Raw genomic sequence first — 15,072 nt, 5'->3', positions numbered from 1 at the left:
TCAGGTCGCGACGGCGTGGGGATGCTGGCGCTGGGCGGCGCTCAGGGTGTTGTGCAGGAGCAAGGCGATGGTCATGGGCCCGACCCCGCCCGGTACCGGGGTGAGGGCACCGGCAATGTCCGCCACCGCAGGAGCGACATCGCCCACCAGCCGGGCGCCGCCTTCGTGCTCGACGCGATTGATGCCGACGTCGATGACCACCGCGCCGGGCTTGACCCATTCCGCGGTGATCAGGCCGGGCTGGCCGGCCGCGGCCACCAGGATGTCGGCCTGGCGGCAGAGCACGGCGGCGTCGCGGCTGCGCGAATGGACCAGGGTCACGGTGCAGTGCGCCTGCAGCAGCAGCGCGGCCATCGGCTTGCCGACGATATTTGAGCGGCCGACCACCACCGCATGGCGTCCGGCGAGATCGCCCAGCTGGTCCTGCAGCAGCCGCAGGCAGCCGGCCGGGGTGCAGGGCACCAGGCCCGGTTGGCCGAGGGCCAGGGCACCGACGTTCTCGCGATGGAAGCCGTCGACGTCCTTGTCCGGGCGGATGGCCTGGATCACCGCGGCCTCGTCGATCTGCGGCGGCAGCGGCAGCTGCACCAGGATGCCGTGCACCTCGGGATCGGCATTGAGCGTGGCGATCAGGCCGAGCAATTCGGTCTGCTCAAGATCCGCCGGCAATTCATGGCTGAGGGAGCGAATACCCACCTCGGCGGCGCGGCGGATCTTGTTGCGCACGTACACCTGGCTGGCCGGATCGCTGCCCACCAGGATCACTGCCAAGGCGGGATGGATACCGCGTTCGCGCAGTTCGGCCACATCCAGCTCGACCCGTTGCAGCAGGCGGGCGGCGGCGGCCTTGCCGTCGATCAGCCGGGCGCTCATCGAAACACCACCACGCGATTGCCATTGAGGAACAGCCGCCGCTCGATGTGGTACTTCACCGCCTTGTACAGGGCGACCGTCTCGGTATCCCGGCCGATGGCGACCAGGTCTTCGGGACGATAGCCGTGGTCGACCCGTTGCACCTCCTGCTCGATGATCGGGCCCTCGTCGAGGTCCGAGGTCACGTAGTGGGCGGTGACCCCGATCAGCTTGACACCGCGCTCGAAGGCCTGGTGGTAGGGCTTGGCGCCCTTGAAGCCGGGCAGGAAGGAATGGTGGATGTTGATGGCGCGCCCGGCGAGCGCCTTGCACAGCTCGTCCGAGAGGATCTGCATGTAGCGCGCCAGCACCACCAGCTCGGTCCCGGTTTCCTCCACCAGGCGCAGCAGTTCGAGTTCCTGCTGGCGCTTGGTCTCCTTGGTCACCGGCAGATAGACGAAGCGGATGCCCTCTCGTTCGGCCATGGGACGCAAGTCCAGGTGATTGGAGACGATGGCGGTGATCTCCATCGGCAACTCGCCTTTCTGGTGGCGGTAGAGCAGGTCCGCTAGGCAGTGATCGAACTTGCTCACCATCAGCAGCACCCGGGTGGGGCGAGCGGTGCTGTACAGCTCCCACTGCATGTCGAAGTCATCCGCCACCACGCCGAAGCCATCGCGCAGTGCCTCTATGCCGGTGCTGGCGCCGGGGTTGAAGCGGAACACCGTGCGCATGAAGAAGCGCTCGGTGAAATCGTCGTCGAACTGCGCCATCTCGGCGATGTAGCAGTCGTTGCGAGCGAGGTAGGTGCTGACGGCGGCTACGATGCCCGAGGTAGCCGGGCAACTGACATTGAGGATGTAGGTAGGCGAGGTTTGCATGTGCGCGTCCGGATTTCACCAGTGGAGGAAGATTTCGCTGCTGCGTTATTTCCTGTTGGGAATATAAAATTCACGGATGCTTTTATAGGGCAAGCTCAGACGCTCGTCCAGAGTCGAGTAATAAAAATTTCCTGTCAGTTATCAGGTGGTTTTCACTGGTGAAATCCCCTTTCACCAGTGAAGCACCCGCGGCCTAGTCGTCCTTGAAGGTCATGATCGACAGGAGCTTGATCGGCACCTGGTTCAGTCGCTCCGGACCATGGGGGATGTCGCTGTCGAAGGTGAGGCTGTCGCCCGGGCCCATCTCATAGAGGTGGTTGCCATGGCGATAGACCAGGCTGCCTTCGAGCAGGTGGATGAACTCGGTGCCGGGATGGGAAAAGGTGGGGAACTCCTCGCTGGCGTCGTCCATCGAGACCAGATAGGCCTCCAGGCTCTTCTTCGGCCCACGGGAATGATTGAGCAGATGATAGGTGTGTCCCTTGTCGGTTCCCCGGCGTACCACCTCAAGGCCTTCACCTGCCTTGACCAGCAGGGCATCGCGTTCCTGCTGGTCGTACTGGCTGAATAGCCGCGACAGCGGCAGCCCCAGGGTATCGCACAGGCGGCCGAGGGTTTCCAGGCTGGTGGAGACCTGGGCGTTCTCGATCTTGCTCAGCATGCCCTGGCTGATACCGGCCATGCGCGCCACGTCAGCGGTTTTCAGCCCCTGGTCCTGGCGCTGGCGGCGAATCTGGATACCTATGTACTGCTCGATCTTCAGGCGTGGCTCACGACTCGGGGATTCTTGCATCATTTTAGTTTTGAGAATAAAAAATTCGCACCAGTAAAGTGCAGGGAGGAGGGCGGATGCGTTTGGGCACCCGGTGTGGGTTCATCATGCCGGAAAAAACCCCTGCGGGCTGCTGCCTGGATTTTCCTTGGGATCCGCAGGGTTAACTCCCTGGTCGTACGTTCCTGGCATACCAGCAGACGGGGCTGGCATGACTTGGCAAATTCTTTGCTTTCCTATCGAGAAGAATAAATTCCCATTGGGAATAAAACCAATCTCGACCCAGGAGCCCGTCATGTTGCCCAGCGAAACCCAGCACCTCATCGACCAGCACGGTATCCGCTACGTCCTGGCCCAGTTCGTCGACATCCATGGTTCCGCCAAGACTAAGTCCGTGCCGGTGGCTGGCCTCGCCGCCGTGGCGGAGGAGGGCGCGGGCTTCGCCGGCTTCGCCATCTGCGGCATGGGCATGGAGCCCCACGGTCCCGACTTCATGGCGCGTGGCGATCTCGGCACCCTGATCCCGGTGCCCTGGCAGCCCGGTTACGGCCGGGTGGTGTGCATCGGTCACGTCGACGGCAAGCCCCATCCCTATGACAGCCGCTACGTACTGCAGCGCCAGGTGCAGCGGCTGAGCGACCGGGGCTGGAGCCTGAACACGGGGTTGGAACCCGAGTTCTTCCTCATGCGTCGCGACGAGGCCGGCAAGCTGGCCCTGGTGGACGGCAGCGACACCCTGGACAAGCCCTGCTACGACTACAAAGGCCTGTCGCGCTCGCGGCTGTTCCTGGAAAAGCTCACCGAAGCGCTGCAGCCGGTGGGCTTCGACATCTACCAGATCGACCACGAAGACGCCAACGGCCAGTTCGAGATCAACTACACCTACAGCGAGGCCATGGAGTCGGCGGATCGCTTCACCTTCTTCCGCATGGCCGCCGGCGAGATCGCCAACGAGCTGGGCATGATCTGCTCCTTCATGCCCAAGCCCGATCCCAAGCGCGCCGGCAACGGCATGCACTTCCACCTGTCGCTGGCCAGCGCCACCAGTCGTAACCTGTTCCACGACGACAGCGATCCGCACGGTATGGGGCTGTCGCGGCTGGCTTACCACTTCCTCGGCGGCCTGCTGGCCCACGGCCCAGCGCTGTGCGCCTTCGCCGCGCCCACGGTGAATTCCTACAAGCGCCTGGTGGTGGGGCGTTCGCTGTCCGGTGCCACCTGGGCACCGGCCTTCATCGCCTATGGTGCCAACAATCGCTCGGCGATGGTCCGGGTGCCCTATGGCCGCCTGGAATTCCGCCTGCCCGATGCCGGCTGCAATCCGTATCTGGTCACCGCCGCCATCATCGCCGCCGGGCTCGACGGCATCGAGCGCGAGCTGGACCCAGGCGCGCCCTGCAACGAGAACCTCTACAACCTCAGCCTCGAAGCCATTGCCGCGCGGGGCATCGAGACCCTGCCGCAGAGCCTCAAGGAGGCCTGCGACGCCCTGGATGCCGATCCGCTGTTCCGCGAGCTGCTCGGCCCGGAGATCGTCGACGAGTTCATCAAGTTGAAGCGCATGGAATGGGTGGAATACAGCCGCCACGTCTCCGACTGGGAGATCCAGCGCTACACCGAATTCTTCTGATCGCGCGCCCCCTTTATCGATAGTTCTTCGGGCGCCACGGCGCGCCCTCTGCCTGCGAAGGAGTGACACCCATGTGTGGAATCGTTGGACTCTATCTGAAGAACCCGGCGCTGGAAGCCCGGCTCGGCAGCCTCTTCGAGCCCATGCTCGAAGCCATGACCGACCGCGGCCCGGACAGCGCCGGCTTCGCCATCTACGGTGACGAGGTGGCCGAAGGCTGGGTCAAGCTGACCCTGCAGGCCACTACCGAAAGCTACGACTTCGCCGCCCTGGTCGCCGCGCTGCAGCAGCGCCTCGGCGCCGAACTGGACTGGTTCCAGAACGCCAGTGCCATGGTGCTCAAGACCCGTGCGGCGGAGACCGAGGTGCGCGCTGCCCTGGCCGAGCTGGCGCCGGAGGTGCGCATCATGAGCGCCGGGCGCAGCATCGAAATCCTCAAGGGCATGGGCCTGCCCCAGGAGATCGCCAACCGCTTCGGCCTGGCCGGCATGCAGGGTAGCCACATCATCGGCCATACCCGCATGGCCACCGAGAGCGCCGTGACCCTGGAAGGCAGCCACCCGTTCTCCACCGGCGCCGACCTCTGCCTGGTGCACAACGGCTCGCTCTCCAACCATTCGCGGCTACGGCAGAACTTGCGTCGCGAAGGCATCGCCTTCGAAACCGAGAACGACACCGAGGTGGCCGCTGGTTACCTGACCTGGCGGCTGCGCCAGGGCGACAGCCTCAAGGAGGCGCTGGATCGTTCCCTGGAAGACCTGGACGGCTTCTTCACCTTCGCCATCGGCACTCGCAACGGCTTCGCGGTGATCCGCGATCCCATCGCCTGCAAGCCGGCCATCCTCGCCGAAACCGACGACTACGTGGCCATGGCCTCCGAATACCAGGCGCTGTCGAGCCTGCCCGGCATCGAGCGGGCCAAGGTCTGGGAGCCGGCACCGGCCACCCTGTACGTCTGGGAACGCGAGTCGGCCTGAGGAGCACCGAGCATGAAAACCTTCGATCTCATCCAAACCGCCGTGCGTGACCTCAACCAGGCGCTGCACGACGCCACCCAGACCGCCGCCGAGCGCGAGTGGGTGGTCACCCACTCCAATGGTGCCCACAACCTCGCCGTGGGCGTGAATGCTGCCGTCTCCGTGGATATCCACGGCCACGCCGGCTACTACTGCGCGGGCATGAACCAGCACGCCGCCATCACCGTGCATGGCAACGTCGGCGTCGGCTGCGCCGAGAACATGATGTCCGGCTCGGTACGGGTCAAGGGCAGCGCCTCCCAGGCCGCCGGCGCCACCGCCCATGGCGGCCTGCTGGTCATCGAGGGCGACGCCGGCGCGCGCTGCGGCATCTCCATGAAGGGCGTCGACATCGTTGTCGGCGGCAGCATCGGCCACATGAGCTGCTTCATGGGCCAGGCCGGGCGCCTGGTGGTCTGCGGCGACGCCGGCGAGGCCCTGGGCGATTCGCTGTACGAGACGCGCATCTACGTGAAGGGCAGCGTCGCCTCCCTGGGCTCGGACTGCATCGAGAAGGAGATGCGCGCCGAACACCTGGCCGAGTTGCAGGAGCTGCTCGACACCGCCGGCTTCGCCGAGCGGGCCGTCGACTTCAAACGCTACGGCTCCGCCCGCCAGCTCTACAACTTCAAGGTCGACAACGCCTCGGCCTATTGATCGCGCAGGAGAATCGCCATGACTGACCAGAACACCCCCGTGCTGCGCGAATCGGCCACCTTCGATCGCCTCACCATCCAGGAAATCCAGCGTGCCGCCGAGACCGGCATCTACGACATCCGCGGCGGCGGCACCAAGCGCAAGCTGCCGCACTTCGATGACCTGCTGCTGCTGGGCGCCAGCGTCTCGCGCTATCCGCTGGAGGGTTACCGGGAGAAGTGCGGCACCGACGTGGTGCTCGGTACCCGTTTCGCCAAGAAGCCGATCCACTTGAAGATCCCGGTGACCATCGCCGGCATGAGCTTCGGCGCGCTCTCGGCCAACGCCAAGGAGGCCCTCGGCCGTGGCGCCAGCATCGCCGGCACCAGCACCACCACCGGCGACGGCGGCATGACCCCGGAAGAGCGCGGCCAGTCGCAGCATCTGGTCTACCAGTACCTGCCGTCGCGCTACGGCATGAATCCCGATGACCTGCGCAAGGCGGACGCCATCGAGATCGTGCTGGGGCAGGGCGCCAAGCCCGGCGGCGGCGGCATGTTGCTGGGCATGAAGGTCACCGAGCGGGTGGCTGGGATGCGCACCCTGCCCATCGGCGTCGACCAGCGCAGCGCCTGTCGCCATCCCGATTGGACCGGCCCGGACGACCTGGCGATCAAGATCGCCGAACTGCGGGAAATCACCGACTGGGAAAAGCCCATCTACGTCAAGATCGGCGCCAGCCGGCCCTATTACGACGTCAAGCTGGCGGTCAAGGCCGGTGCCGACGTGGTGGTGCTCGACGGCATGCAGGGCGGCACCGCGGCGACCCAGGAGGTGTTCATCGAACACGTCGGCATTCCCATCCTGCCGGCCATTCCCCAGGCGGTGCAGGCGCTGCAGGAAATGGGCATGCACCGCAAGGTGCAACTGATCGTCTCCGGCGGCATCCGCAACGGCGCCGACGTGGCCAAGGCCATGGCCCTGGGCGCCGACGCCGTGGCCATCGGCACCGCTGCCCTGATCGCCCTGGGCGACAACCATCCGCGGCTGGACGCCGAACTGCGCAAGCTCGGTTCCGCCGCCGGCTACTACGACGACTGGCAGAACGGCCGCGACCCCGCCGGCATCACCACCCAGGACCCGGAACTGGCCAAGCGGCTGGACCCGGTGGAGGGTGGGCGGCGGCTGGCCAACTACCTGCGCGTACTGGTGCTGGAAGCCCAGACCATGGCGCGCGCCTGTGGCAAGTCGCACCTGCACAACCTCGACCCGGAAGACCTGGTGGCCCTGACCATCGAGGCCGCGGCCATGGCCCGGGTGCCCTTGGCTGGTACCAGCTGGATACCGGGGCAGACGGGGTTCTAGTAATCGCAGCGGCCGCCGCTGTGGCCGCTTCACGAGCTCTGTTTGATCGCGGCCATGGGCCGCTCCTACGCTGGACCTGACTGTAGGAGCGGCCGCATCGGCGGACCGCCATGGCCGCGATAGCGCGATACACCATGCCTCGCTTCGGCAGGCAGCAACACAAGACGTTCCCTTTCATCCCTCAGCGAAGGAAGCTCGACATGATCGGTAAAGGCAAGGCGGTTGCGGTTCTGGTGGCAGCCCTCGGGATGCCCGGTATGGCCCTGGCCCAGGAAGCCAGGCTCGATAGCGGCGACACGGCCTGGATGATGATCTCCAGCGTGCTGGTGCTGATGATGCTGGTCCCCGGCCTGGCACTCTTCTATGGCGGCCTGGTGCGGTCGAAGAACCTGCTCTCGATCTTCACCCAGAGCTTCACCGTGGCTGGGGTGATCGGTGTGCTCTGGGTGGTCTATGGCTACAGTCTGTTCGCCGACACCACCGGCATGGTGGCTGGCGAGTTCAACTTCCATAGCCTGATCGGCGGCCTCAGGCACTGGATGCTGCTCGACGTGGTGCGCGACAGCCTGGTGGGCACCATCCCGGAAAGCGTCTTCGCCACCTTCCAGATGACCTTCGCGCTGATCACGCCGATGATCATCGCCGGCTCCTTCGCCGAGCGGATGAAATTCAGCGCCGCCGTGCTGTTCTGCGCCCTCTGGTTCACCTTCTGCTACCTGCCCCTGGCGCACATGGCCTGGAGCGGGCCGGGCGGCCTGCTCTATGACTGGGGCATCCTCGAATTCGCCGGTGGCACCGTGGTGCACATCAATTCCGGCGTCGCCGGGCTGGTGGCCTGTGTGATGCTCGGCCGGCGTCAGGGTTACAGCCTCCAGGCCATGCCGCCGCACAACCTGGGCTTCGCCCTGACCGGCGCGGCCCTGCTCTGGGTCGGCTGGTTCGGCTTCAACGTCGGCTCCGCGGTGGCCGCCAGCGCCAGCGCCGGCATGGCCATGCTCACCACCCAGATCGCCGCCTGTGCCGGCATCCTCGGCTGGCTCGCGGTGGAATGGCTGCGCACCGGCAAGGCCAGCGCCCTCGGCGTCGCCTCCGGCGCCCTGGCCGGCCTGATCGCCATCACCCCGGCCTGTGGCTTCGTCGGTCCGGCCGGTGCCCTGGCCATGGGTCTGGTGACCGGCGCCATCTGCTACGGCGCCGTGGTCTATCTCAAGCGTACCTTCGGCTACGACGATGCCCTGGATGCCTTCGGCCTGCATGGGATCGGCGGTATCGTCGGTTCGCTGCTCACTGGCGTCTTCGCCAGCAAGAGCCTGGGCGGCTACCAGGACATCGCCATCGCCAGCCAGGTGCTGATCCAGCTCAAGAGCGTCGTCTTCACCGTGGTCTTCTGCGGGCTCATGACCTTCGTGCTGCTTTGCGTCACCCGGCTCCTGACCCGCGGCCTGCGCGTTTGCGAGCAGACCGAAGAGCAGGGTCTGGACCTCTTCCAGCATGGCGAGAAGGCCTACGGTTGAGACGGCACCTCGGCGCGAGCCCATCACCTCGGGGGTGGTGGGCACCCCTCGGCCTTTGGAGCGTGCCGAGTCCGCGCTGCGCGGATAGGTGCGCTGTTCCTCGATGTGGCCGTCAGCGGTGTGGATCTTGACGCTGCCGGTCTCGCCCCTCCAGATACGGCGCGGCCGGGTGGACGATGGTGTTCTTGGTCGAGGCCTTGAGCAGGGCACGATCACCCCGTTCTTCCTTGAGTTCCCTGCCGGTGTCGGTGGGTACGCTGTGGTGGTTCTGCATCTGGACTCCGGGGCGGGCGACGCCTCATCAGGGATCGACCAGGATTCGACCGTCCGGCGCCGGCGGCGGACCGGGCAAATTTATTTTCCACCCCCTGTTGTATCTTCCCTGGCAAATCAGTATCTTAGCGGCCGCTGGCGCAGAGAACTCCCCTGAACGAGTTCTTCGCTCAAGCCAGTCGGATGCCGCGAGGCTTCCATGCGCAGCGGTAGTTCAGTCGGTTAGAATACCGGCCTGTCACGCCGGGGGTCGCGGGTTCGAGTCCCGTCCGCTGCGCCATATATCACCCAAGAGCCCTGGTTCGCGGGAATCGAAGAAAGCGGCCCTCGTGGCCGCTTTTTTTCGTCCCGTGCTTTTGTCGCCAAGTCTTGCCAGGGCGAAACCGCTGCGCTTCGTCGAGTTCAAAGAACTCTGTCGCTGCCTGTGGGAGTCACCATGAAGATCGCCTGTCTGGGGTGGGGGTCGTTGATCTGGAAGCCGGCGGAATTGCCGGTCGCCTCGGACTGGTTCGCCGACGGCCCCTGGCTGCCCATCGAGTTCGCTCGGGAAGGCGATAGTGGCGAGTTGGCCACGGTGCTCTGCGACGGCGTAGCCAAGGTTCAGGTGCTCTGGGCCCGGTTGAGCGTCGAGGACCTGGACTGCGCCCGTGAGGCCTTGCGCGACCGCGAGGGGGTGGCCAGGGAGCAACCGGAATGCATCGGCAGTTGGCCACTGGGGCCGGATACGGCTTTCCAGGCCCTCATCGGCGACTGGGCCCGCGGACAGGGACTGGACGCCGTGGTCTGGACCGCCTTGCCACCGCGCAGTGGAGGTCTCAACCAGCGCAAGCCTTCGCCCGAGGCGGCCCTGACCTACCTGCGTACCCTCGATGCCGAACGCCAGGCCCACGCGCGCGACTACATCCGCCGCACGCCCGTGGCCATAGATACCGCCTACCGCCGCCTCATCGAGTCGACCTTCAACTGGCGACCCTTGCCGGAGGCGGTGCCCGAGGTCGATCGCTCGGCCTGACGACTCACCACGAGTCGTCCGCACCTTTCGTTCAGCGCTCTTTCCCTGGCCTTTCCGATAGCCAGGTCGGCAAGTCGTGTGCGGCTCTGGTGCCGGCCGCGACCGCCTGCGGGTTTCGCTCTTGCCTTACTTGGCGAACAACTAGAGCTGCAGACGGCATCCCGTTCGCGAGGCGTTTGTAGCGGGGCCGCTTAAGGTTCCATTAATGAACTTTTTCAGCCGGAGCGTCGTATCGTTATTTAACGAAAATCGCTCTTTATCACTGGTGCGGCGGCGCGAGATGATTTATCTTCGCCCCACTTTCGCTAGTTAGCGAAGGCTTCCTCATCCCTTTTCGTTTTTCCAGGAGGACTCATGTCCCGTCTTGCCGAATTCCGTGCTGCCGAAGAACAGCTGCGTGCCCAGTTGCAGTTGCTCGAGGATCTCAAGCAGGATTCTTCCCTGCAGAGAGAGATCGAGTTCGAGAGCAAGCTGCAATCGCTGATGGATGAATACCAGATGAATCTGGGCGATATCATCGGCATTCTGGACCCCAACGCGGCGCCGAAACACAAGGCCCAGACGCCGCATCCGGAAAAGCCGGCCGGCAAGCGCCGTCCGCGTTCCGTCAAGCGTTATCAGCATCCCAAGACCGGTGAAGTCATCGAAACCAAGGGCGGTAATCACAAGTTGCTCAAGGCTTGGAAAGCCGAACATGGTGCCGATACCGTGGAAGGCTGGCTGCAGTAAGTCTCCGCGTTGCGCGTTCCAGCCGGTTCCAGGTGCAATGCCTGGCACCTGGCTGGAATACTGGTGTTACTTCGTCTTGCCGGGGACACCTACCGCCGAACTTCCCGCCCGCCACCAGCCAGTCGCTGTTCCATTCCGCTCCACTCGAAAAGATCGTGAAATGCCATTCCGGACGTGTGGCGCTCATTTGGTTTTGTGGCCGCTGTTTTTGTGGCTGTTACAGAAGGCCTTGATAGGTTGCTACGCCATCCCGTTAGTTACCTGCTTGGCAGGCCGGTCTGGAGTGTTTGGCGCCACTAAGCAAATGCCAATTGTGAGCGTGTATACAAAAAGCAGTCGAGACCCAGTGGTCTGGCTAGTCATTGTCGCCTCTTGTCCGAGTGTCTTGCGCTGGATGTTCGTGCCGGCCGAACAGCTTTACCGGGAGGTCAAGTAACAGCGGGCGTTGGCTGGCTGTTCAGGCGTCGTGACGCAGCCGATAGCCCACGCCGGCTTCGGTGACGATGAAGCGGGGTGCCGCGGGATCGTCGGCCAGCTTCTGGCGAAGGTGGCCGATCACGATGCGCAGGTAATGGCTGTCCTGGGCATGGGTCGGGCCCCAGATGTCCACCAGCAGTTGCCTTTGCGTCACCACTCGGCCCGGGTGCTGGGCGAGGGCGGCCAGGACAGCGTATTCCTTGCGCGTCAGGGCGATCTCGGCACCCGCCAGGCTGACCTTTCGATAGGCGAAGTCCACCCGCAGATCGCCTACCTCCAGTGCAGCCTCCTGCTGCGTGGCGGTGGCTGGGGCCTGTCGCAGCAGGGCGCGCGTGCGGGCGAGGAATTCCTGGATACCGAAGGGTTTGGTCACGTAGTCGTTGGCGCCGGCGTCCAGGGCGCGAACCTTCTCCTTTTCGTCCGCCCGTACCGACAGCACCAGCACGGGCACCGCCGACCATTCGCGGAGTTCGACCAGCACCTCCTGGCCGTCGCGATCAGGCAGCCCCAGGTCGAGGATCACCAGGTCCGGTTGACCGAGCGCCGCCTGGGCCAGGCCGTCGGTACCGGTGGCGGCCTCGCTCACCTGGTAGCCCTGGGCGGCGAGGCTGATGCGCAGGAATTTGCGGATCTGGGGTTCGTCGTCGATGACGAGGACATGGGCGGGCATCTGAGGGGTTTCCACACAATAGGGCGTCATCATAGCCGCTGCGGCTACCGGGTGAGCCCGCCTTATTCCGCCGGAGGCGCGGGCAGCGGCAGATGCATCCGCAGCGTAGTGCCGCGACCGTCCAGACCGTCGTCCACGCTGACCCGCCCGCCATGGGCACCGACCATGCCCTGGCAGATCGCCAGGCCCAGGCCGGTGCCCTGGCCGCCCCGATCACCGCGCGCGGCGGTGTAGAACATGTCGAAGATGCGGGTACGGTCTTCGGGTGGAATGCCCGGGCCCTCGTCGGCGACGGCGATCTGCAGTTCGCCGCCCTGGCGCTGCAGGCTGATCTCCAGCCGTCCCCCGGGCGCGGAAAAGCGGATGGCGTTCTCCAGTACATTGACCAGCGCCTGTTCGATCAGCGCCGGATGCACCCAGAGCAGCGGCAGGCCGGGCTCCACTCGGGTGTTCACCTGCAGGCCGGCCAGTAACGGCTGCAGGCGCTGCAAGGCGCTGGCGAGGATGTCGCCAGGATCGACCCAGTCCCGCGCCAGCTGCAGGCTGCCATGGCCCAGCCGGGTCATGTCCAGCAGGTTCTGGATGTAGCGGTCGAGGCGCTCGGCTTCCTGGCGGGTGGCCTCCAGCAACTCCTGGCGGTCCGCGGCCGGGATGGCCTCGCCCAGGGTAGCGAGGGCATCGATGGAACCGCGCATGACCGTCAGCGGAGTACGCAGGTCGTGGGATACCGAGGCGAGCAGGGCGCTGCGCAGCTGTTCGGTCTCACCGTGCAGGCGCGCGGCTTCCAGGTCCTCGCTGAGTCGCACCCGCGCCAGCGCCTGGGCCAGCGGCTGTCCCAGGCTGGCCAGTTGGCGTCGCTCATCGTGGTCCAGCGGCTGGGCGTCGTCGCGCCGCACCCCCAGGACCGCCAGACCGCCGCTTTCGCTCAGCAGCGGCCACCACCACCAGCGGCCGGAGGGTAGGGTGTCGGTACCACAGCCGGCGGGCTTTTCCTGCTTCCAGGCCCATTCGGCGGCGATGCGCTCGTTGTCGGCCAGAACCAGATCCCCTGGTTGGGTCGCCAGCCGTCCGCCATTCTCGGGAAGCAGCAGGCAGACGTGGCGAGGCGCGTCGCCGAGGTGCTTGAGGGTGACGCTGACCACCGCCTGGCGATCGCTGGCGGCGCTCAGCTGGCGGGTGAAGTCCAGCAACGCCTGGGTCTCGCGCTGGGTCAGGCGCAGGGCCTGCAACTGCCGTCGTTGGCGGGCCGCGAGGTCTCCGGTGAGCAGGGCCATGAGCAGGAAGAAGGCCAGGGTGAGGACATCCTGCTCGCGGTTGATGGTCAGCGAGAACGCCGGTGGGATGAACAGGAAGTCATAGGCCAGAAAGCCCAGCAGGGCGCAGAACAGCGCCGGGCCGCGGCTGCTGCGGACCGCCACCAGCAGCACCGCGGCGAGGAAGATCAACGAGATGTTGGGCAGTTCCAGCAGGCCTGCAACGCCCTCGGCGATGGCTGCTGCCAGGGCGGTGGCGAGGATGGCCACGCCATAGGGGCCCGGCCGCAAGGGGCTGCGCGGACGTGGGCTGGGTGGGGTATCGCGATCCAGGTCGAGGATGGCCACTTCCAGTCCCTGGGCCAGACGCAGCAGGCGACTGGCCAGACGGCGCCTCAGGCTGAAGCCGCGCGGACGGCCGCGACCGATCAGCAGCACGCTGGCGCGCTGGTCGCGGGCATGGCGGATCAGGGCACGGGCCGGGTCGCTGTCGCGCAGGGTCAGCACCTCGCCGCCGAGGCGCTCGGCCAGGCGCTGGCTGGCCTGGAGGGTGGCGCGGGTGGCGTCGTCCAGGGGCTGGCCGGTGTCGACGTGGACCAGGGTCCAGGGCAGGTGGCGCTGGTCGGCGAGGCGGCTGGCATGGCGGACCAGGCGCTCGGCGGACGGCGCGGTGCCCAGGCCGACGATCAGCCGCCCCAGCAGCGGTGGCGCGGCCTGGCCCTGCTGGCGATAGCGCAGCGCGAGGGTGGAATCCACCTGGGCAGCGGCGGTGCGCATGGCCAGTTCGCGCAGGGCGGTGAGATTGGTCTGGCTGAAGAAGGCGTCGATGGCGGCGCGGGCCTGCTCGGGCACATAGACCTTGCCCTCGCGCAGCCGCTCCAGCAGCTCGCGCGGTGGCAGGTCGATGAGCACCAGGTCATCGGCGTCGAGCAGTACCTGGTCCGGTACCGTCTCGCGCACCTGCACGCCGGTGATGTCGCGCACCTCGTCGTTGAGGCTTTCCAGGTGCTGGACGTTGACCGTGGTGTAGACGTGGATGCCCGCGGCGAGCAGGTCGGCGACGTCCTGCCAGCGCTTGGCGTGGCGACTGCCCGGCGCGTTGCTGTGGGCCAGCTCGTCCACCAGTACCAGTTCCGGCGGATCGGCCAGCAGACCCTCCAGGTCCAGTTCGGTGAGCTTGAGCCCGCGGTGCTCGACCCGTCGCAGCGGTTGCTGCGGCAGGCCGGCGAGGAGGGCGGCGGTTTCCCGCCGCCCATGGGTCTCGACGATCCCGGCGCGCACCCGGCGGCCCTGGCGCAGGGCGGTCTGGGCCGCCTGCAGCATGGCGTAGGTCTTGCCCACGCCTGGCGCGGCACCGAGAAAGACCTTGAGGCGGCCACGGCCTTCGCGGTGTTCGGCGAGCAGTGCTTCGGCGCGCCCGGTGCTGTCGGTCATTTACTCAGTTCTGCCAGGGCCAGGTTGAGGAGCAGGACATTAACCGTTGCCGGGCCGAAGAGCGAGGTGTGCGTCTGCTCGCGTACCAAGGCCTCCAGTCGCTCCGGTGCCAGGCCGCGAGCGGCGGCGATGCGGGCGATCTGGTAGCGGGCGCCGGCTGGCGTCAGGTCCGGGTCCAGGCCGCTGGCGGAGGTGGTCACCAACTCCTGGGGGACTGGCCCCTGGCCCGCTACCAGGACGTCGGGCAGCGCCTTCTCGATGCGCTCGCGTAGCGCCGGGGCGGACTGGGCAAGGTTGCTGGCGCTACTGGAGACGGTGGCGTAATCACCCGCCGAAGGCCGTGGCTGGAACCACGCGGGACCGGTGAATTTCTGCGCGATCAGGCGTGAACCGAGCACGCTGCCGTCGGCGCGCTGGATCAGGCTGCCGCCGGCCTGGTCGGCGAACAGCGCCTGGCCGAGCACCGTGACCAGCAGTGGATAGGCACCGCCGGTGAGGGCCGTGAGCAGCAGGAACATGAGCACGGCGGAACGGAGTTGTATGAGCATGGCGGTCTCC

13 protein-coding genes, 1 tRNA gene and 1 pseudogene are annotated in these 15,072 nt (G+C 66.3%); 8 read left to right on the top strand and 7 right to left on the bottom strand.

All coding sequences use genetic code 11. The features are described from left to right. The 3 genes from folD to AR540_RS13305 all read right to left on the bottom strand — a co-directional run bounded on the left by folD (nt 1) and on the right by AR540_RS13305 (nt 2,526). The gene (folD, locus tag AR540_RS13315; protein WP_059229637.1) at nt 1-873 is read right to left on the bottom strand and encodes a bifunctional methylenetetrahydrofolate dehydrogenase/methenyltetrahydrofolate cyclohydrolase FolD; all 873 of its coding nucleotides are present in this window, start codon (nt 871-873) and stop codon (nt 1-3) included. After that, nucleotides 870-1,733 (bottom strand): formyltetrahydrofolate deformylase, encoded by an 864-nt coding sequence (gene purU, locus AR540_RS13310; RefSeq protein WP_059229636.1) that lies wholly within the window; start codon nt 1,731-1,733, stop codon nt 870-872. Before purU ends, folD begins: the two co-directional genes overlap by 4 nt. A 193-nt stretch (nt 1,734-1,926) precedes the next feature. Next, entirely contained in the window at nt 1,927-2,526 is a 600-nt protein-coding gene (locus tag AR540_RS13305) for a helix-turn-helix domain-containing protein (protein WP_059229761.1), read from the bottom strand. A 274-nt stretch (nt 2,527-2,800) separates the two neighbouring features. Here AR540_RS13305 and glnT point away from each other — a divergent pair, with 274 nt between their 5' ends. The 5 genes from glnT to AR540_RS13280 all read left to right on the top strand — a co-directional run bounded on the left by glnT (nt 2,801) and on the right by AR540_RS13280 (nt 8,666). Further along, nucleotides 2,801-4,135, top strand: a complete 1,335-nt coding sequence (glnT, locus tag AR540_RS13300; protein ID WP_059229635.1) for a type III glutamate--ammonia ligase — start codon at nt 2,801-2,803, stop codon at nt 4,133-4,135. Between the two features lie 71 nt (nt 4,136-4,206). After that, nucleotides 4,207-5,112 (top strand): class II glutamine amidotransferase, encoded by a 906-nt coding sequence (locus tag AR540_RS13295; protein WP_059229634.1) that lies wholly within the window; start codon nt 4,207-4,209, stop codon nt 5,110-5,112. A 12-nt stretch (nt 5,113-5,124) separates the two neighbouring features. After that, complete coding sequence (locus AR540_RS13290) at nt 5,125-5,808, top strand: protein glxC (RefSeq protein WP_059229633.1); 684 nt, start codon at nt 5,125-5,127, stop codon at nt 5,806-5,808. A gap of 18 nt (nt 5,809-5,826) precedes the next feature. Then, nucleotides 5,827-7,152: an FMN-binding glutamate synthase family protein gene (locus AR540_RS13285; RefSeq protein ID WP_059229632.1), complete on the top strand. Its 1,326-nt coding sequence runs from the start codon at nt 5,827-5,829 to the stop codon at nt 7,150-7,152. A gap of 200 nt (nt 7,153-7,352) precedes the next feature. After that, a complete protein-coding gene (locus AR540_RS13280) occupies nt 7,353-8,666 on the top strand; it encodes an ammonium transporter (protein ID WP_059229631.1) in 1,314 nt (437 codons plus the stop codon). 51 nt (nt 8,667-8,717) lie between these two features. Here AR540_RS13280 and AR540_RS13275 read toward each other — a convergent pair. After that, a pseudogene (locus AR540_RS13275) lies at nt 8,718-8,940 on the bottom strand (DUF2188 domain-containing protein); the annotation flags it as partial. Between the two features lie 202 nt (nt 8,941-9,142). Here AR540_RS13275 and AR540_RS13270 point away from each other — a divergent pair. The 3 genes from AR540_RS13270 to AR540_RS13260 all read left to right on the top strand — a co-directional run bounded on the left by AR540_RS13270 (nt 9,143) and on the right by AR540_RS13260 (nt 10,680). Further along, nucleotides 9,143-9,219: transfer RNA gene (locus AR540_RS13270), tRNA-Asp, on the top strand. A 156-nt stretch (nt 9,220-9,375) separates the two neighbouring features. Next, on the top strand, nt 9,376-9,951 hold the full coding sequence (locus tag AR540_RS13265; RefSeq protein WP_059229630.1) for a hypothetical protein: 576 nt from the start codon (nt 9,376-9,378) through the stop codon (nt 9,949-9,951). Between the two features lie 354 nt (nt 9,952-10,305). After that, complete coding sequence (locus AR540_RS13260; protein ID WP_059229629.1) at nt 10,306-10,680, top strand: histone-like nucleoid-structuring protein, MvaT/MvaU family; 375 nt, start codon at nt 10,306-10,308, stop codon at nt 10,678-10,680. A gap of 457 nt (nt 10,681-11,137) precedes the next feature. Here the strand turns inward: AR540_RS13260 and AR540_RS13250 are convergent, their stop codons facing one another. From AR540_RS13250 to kdpC, 3 genes are all read right to left on the bottom strand, one after another. Further along, entirely contained in the window at nt 11,138-11,827 is a 690-nt protein-coding gene (locus tag AR540_RS13250) for a response regulator (protein WP_059229627.1), read from the bottom strand. Nucleotides 11,828-11,889: 62 nt separating this feature from the next. Then, the gene (locus AR540_RS13245) at nt 11,890-14,514 is read right to left on the bottom strand and encodes a sensor histidine kinase (protein WP_059229626.1); all 2,625 of its coding nucleotides are present in this window, start codon (nt 14,512-14,514) and stop codon (nt 11,890-11,892) included. Beyond that, on the bottom strand, nt 14,511-15,062 hold the full coding sequence (gene kdpC, locus AR540_RS13240; RefSeq protein ID WP_059229625.1) for a potassium-transporting ATPase subunit KdpC: 552 nt from the start codon (nt 15,060-15,062) through the stop codon (nt 14,511-14,513). Before kdpC ends, AR540_RS13245 begins: the two co-directional genes overlap by 4 nt. Nucleotides 15,063-15,072: the final 10 nt, after the last annotated feature.

The sequence above is a fragment of the Pseudomonas sp. EpS/L25 genome (assembly GCF_001512295.1).
Lineage (GTDB): Bacteria > Pseudomonadota > Gammaproteobacteria > Pseudomonadales > Pseudomonadaceae > Chryseomonas.
Note: the sequence above shows the minus strand (reverse complement) of the source record. Positions and strands in the feature narration are given on the sequence as shown.

Bases quoted from the DNA above. Each gene is read 5' to 3' on its own strand.
- folD (WP_059229637.1), bottom strand. From the start codon at position 873: ATGAGCGCCCGGCTGATCGACGGCAAGGCCGCCGCCGCCCGCCTGCTG.
- purU (WP_059229636.1), bottom strand. From the start codon at position 1,733: ATGCAAACCTCGCCTACCTACATCCTCAATGTCAGTTGCCCGGCTACC.
- AR540_RS13305 (WP_059229761.1), bottom strand. From the start codon at position 2,526: ATGCAAGAATCCCCGAGTCGTGAGCCACGCCTGAAGATCGAGCAGTAC.
- glnT (WP_059229635.1), top strand. From the start codon at position 2,801: ATGTTGCCCAGCGAAACCCAGCACCTCATCGACCAGCACGGTATCCGC.
- AR540_RS13295 (WP_059229634.1), top strand. From the start codon at position 4,207: ATGTGTGGAATCGTTGGACTCTATCTGAAGAACCCGGCGCTGGAAGCC.
- AR540_RS13290 (WP_059229633.1), top strand. From the start codon at position 5,125: ATGAAAACCTTCGATCTCATCCAAACCGCCGTGCGTGACCTCAACCAG.
- AR540_RS13285 (WP_059229632.1), top strand. From the start codon at position 5,827: ATGACTGACCAGAACACCCCCGTGCTGCGCGAATCGGCCACCTTCGAT.
- AR540_RS13280 (WP_059229631.1), top strand. From the start codon at position 7,353: ATGATCGGTAAAGGCAAGGCGGTTGCGGTTCTGGTGGCAGCCCTCGGG.
- AR540_RS13265 (WP_059229630.1), top strand. From the start codon at position 9,376: ATGAAGATCGCCTGTCTGGGGTGGGGGTCGTTGATCTGGAAGCCGGCG.
- AR540_RS13260 (WP_059229629.1), top strand. From the start codon at position 10,306: ATGTCCCGTCTTGCCGAATTCCGTGCTGCCGAAGAACAGCTGCGTGCC.
- AR540_RS13250 (WP_059229627.1), bottom strand. From the start codon at position 11,827: ATGCCCGCCCATGTCCTCGTCATCGACGACGAACCCCAGATCCGCAAA.
- AR540_RS13245 (WP_059229626.1), bottom strand. From the start codon at position 14,514: ATGACCGACAGCACCGGGCGCGCCGAAGCACTGCTCGCCGAACACCGC.
- kdpC (WP_059229625.1), bottom strand. From the start codon at position 15,062: ATGCTCATACAACTCCGTTCCGCCGTGCTCATGTTCCTGCTGCTCACG.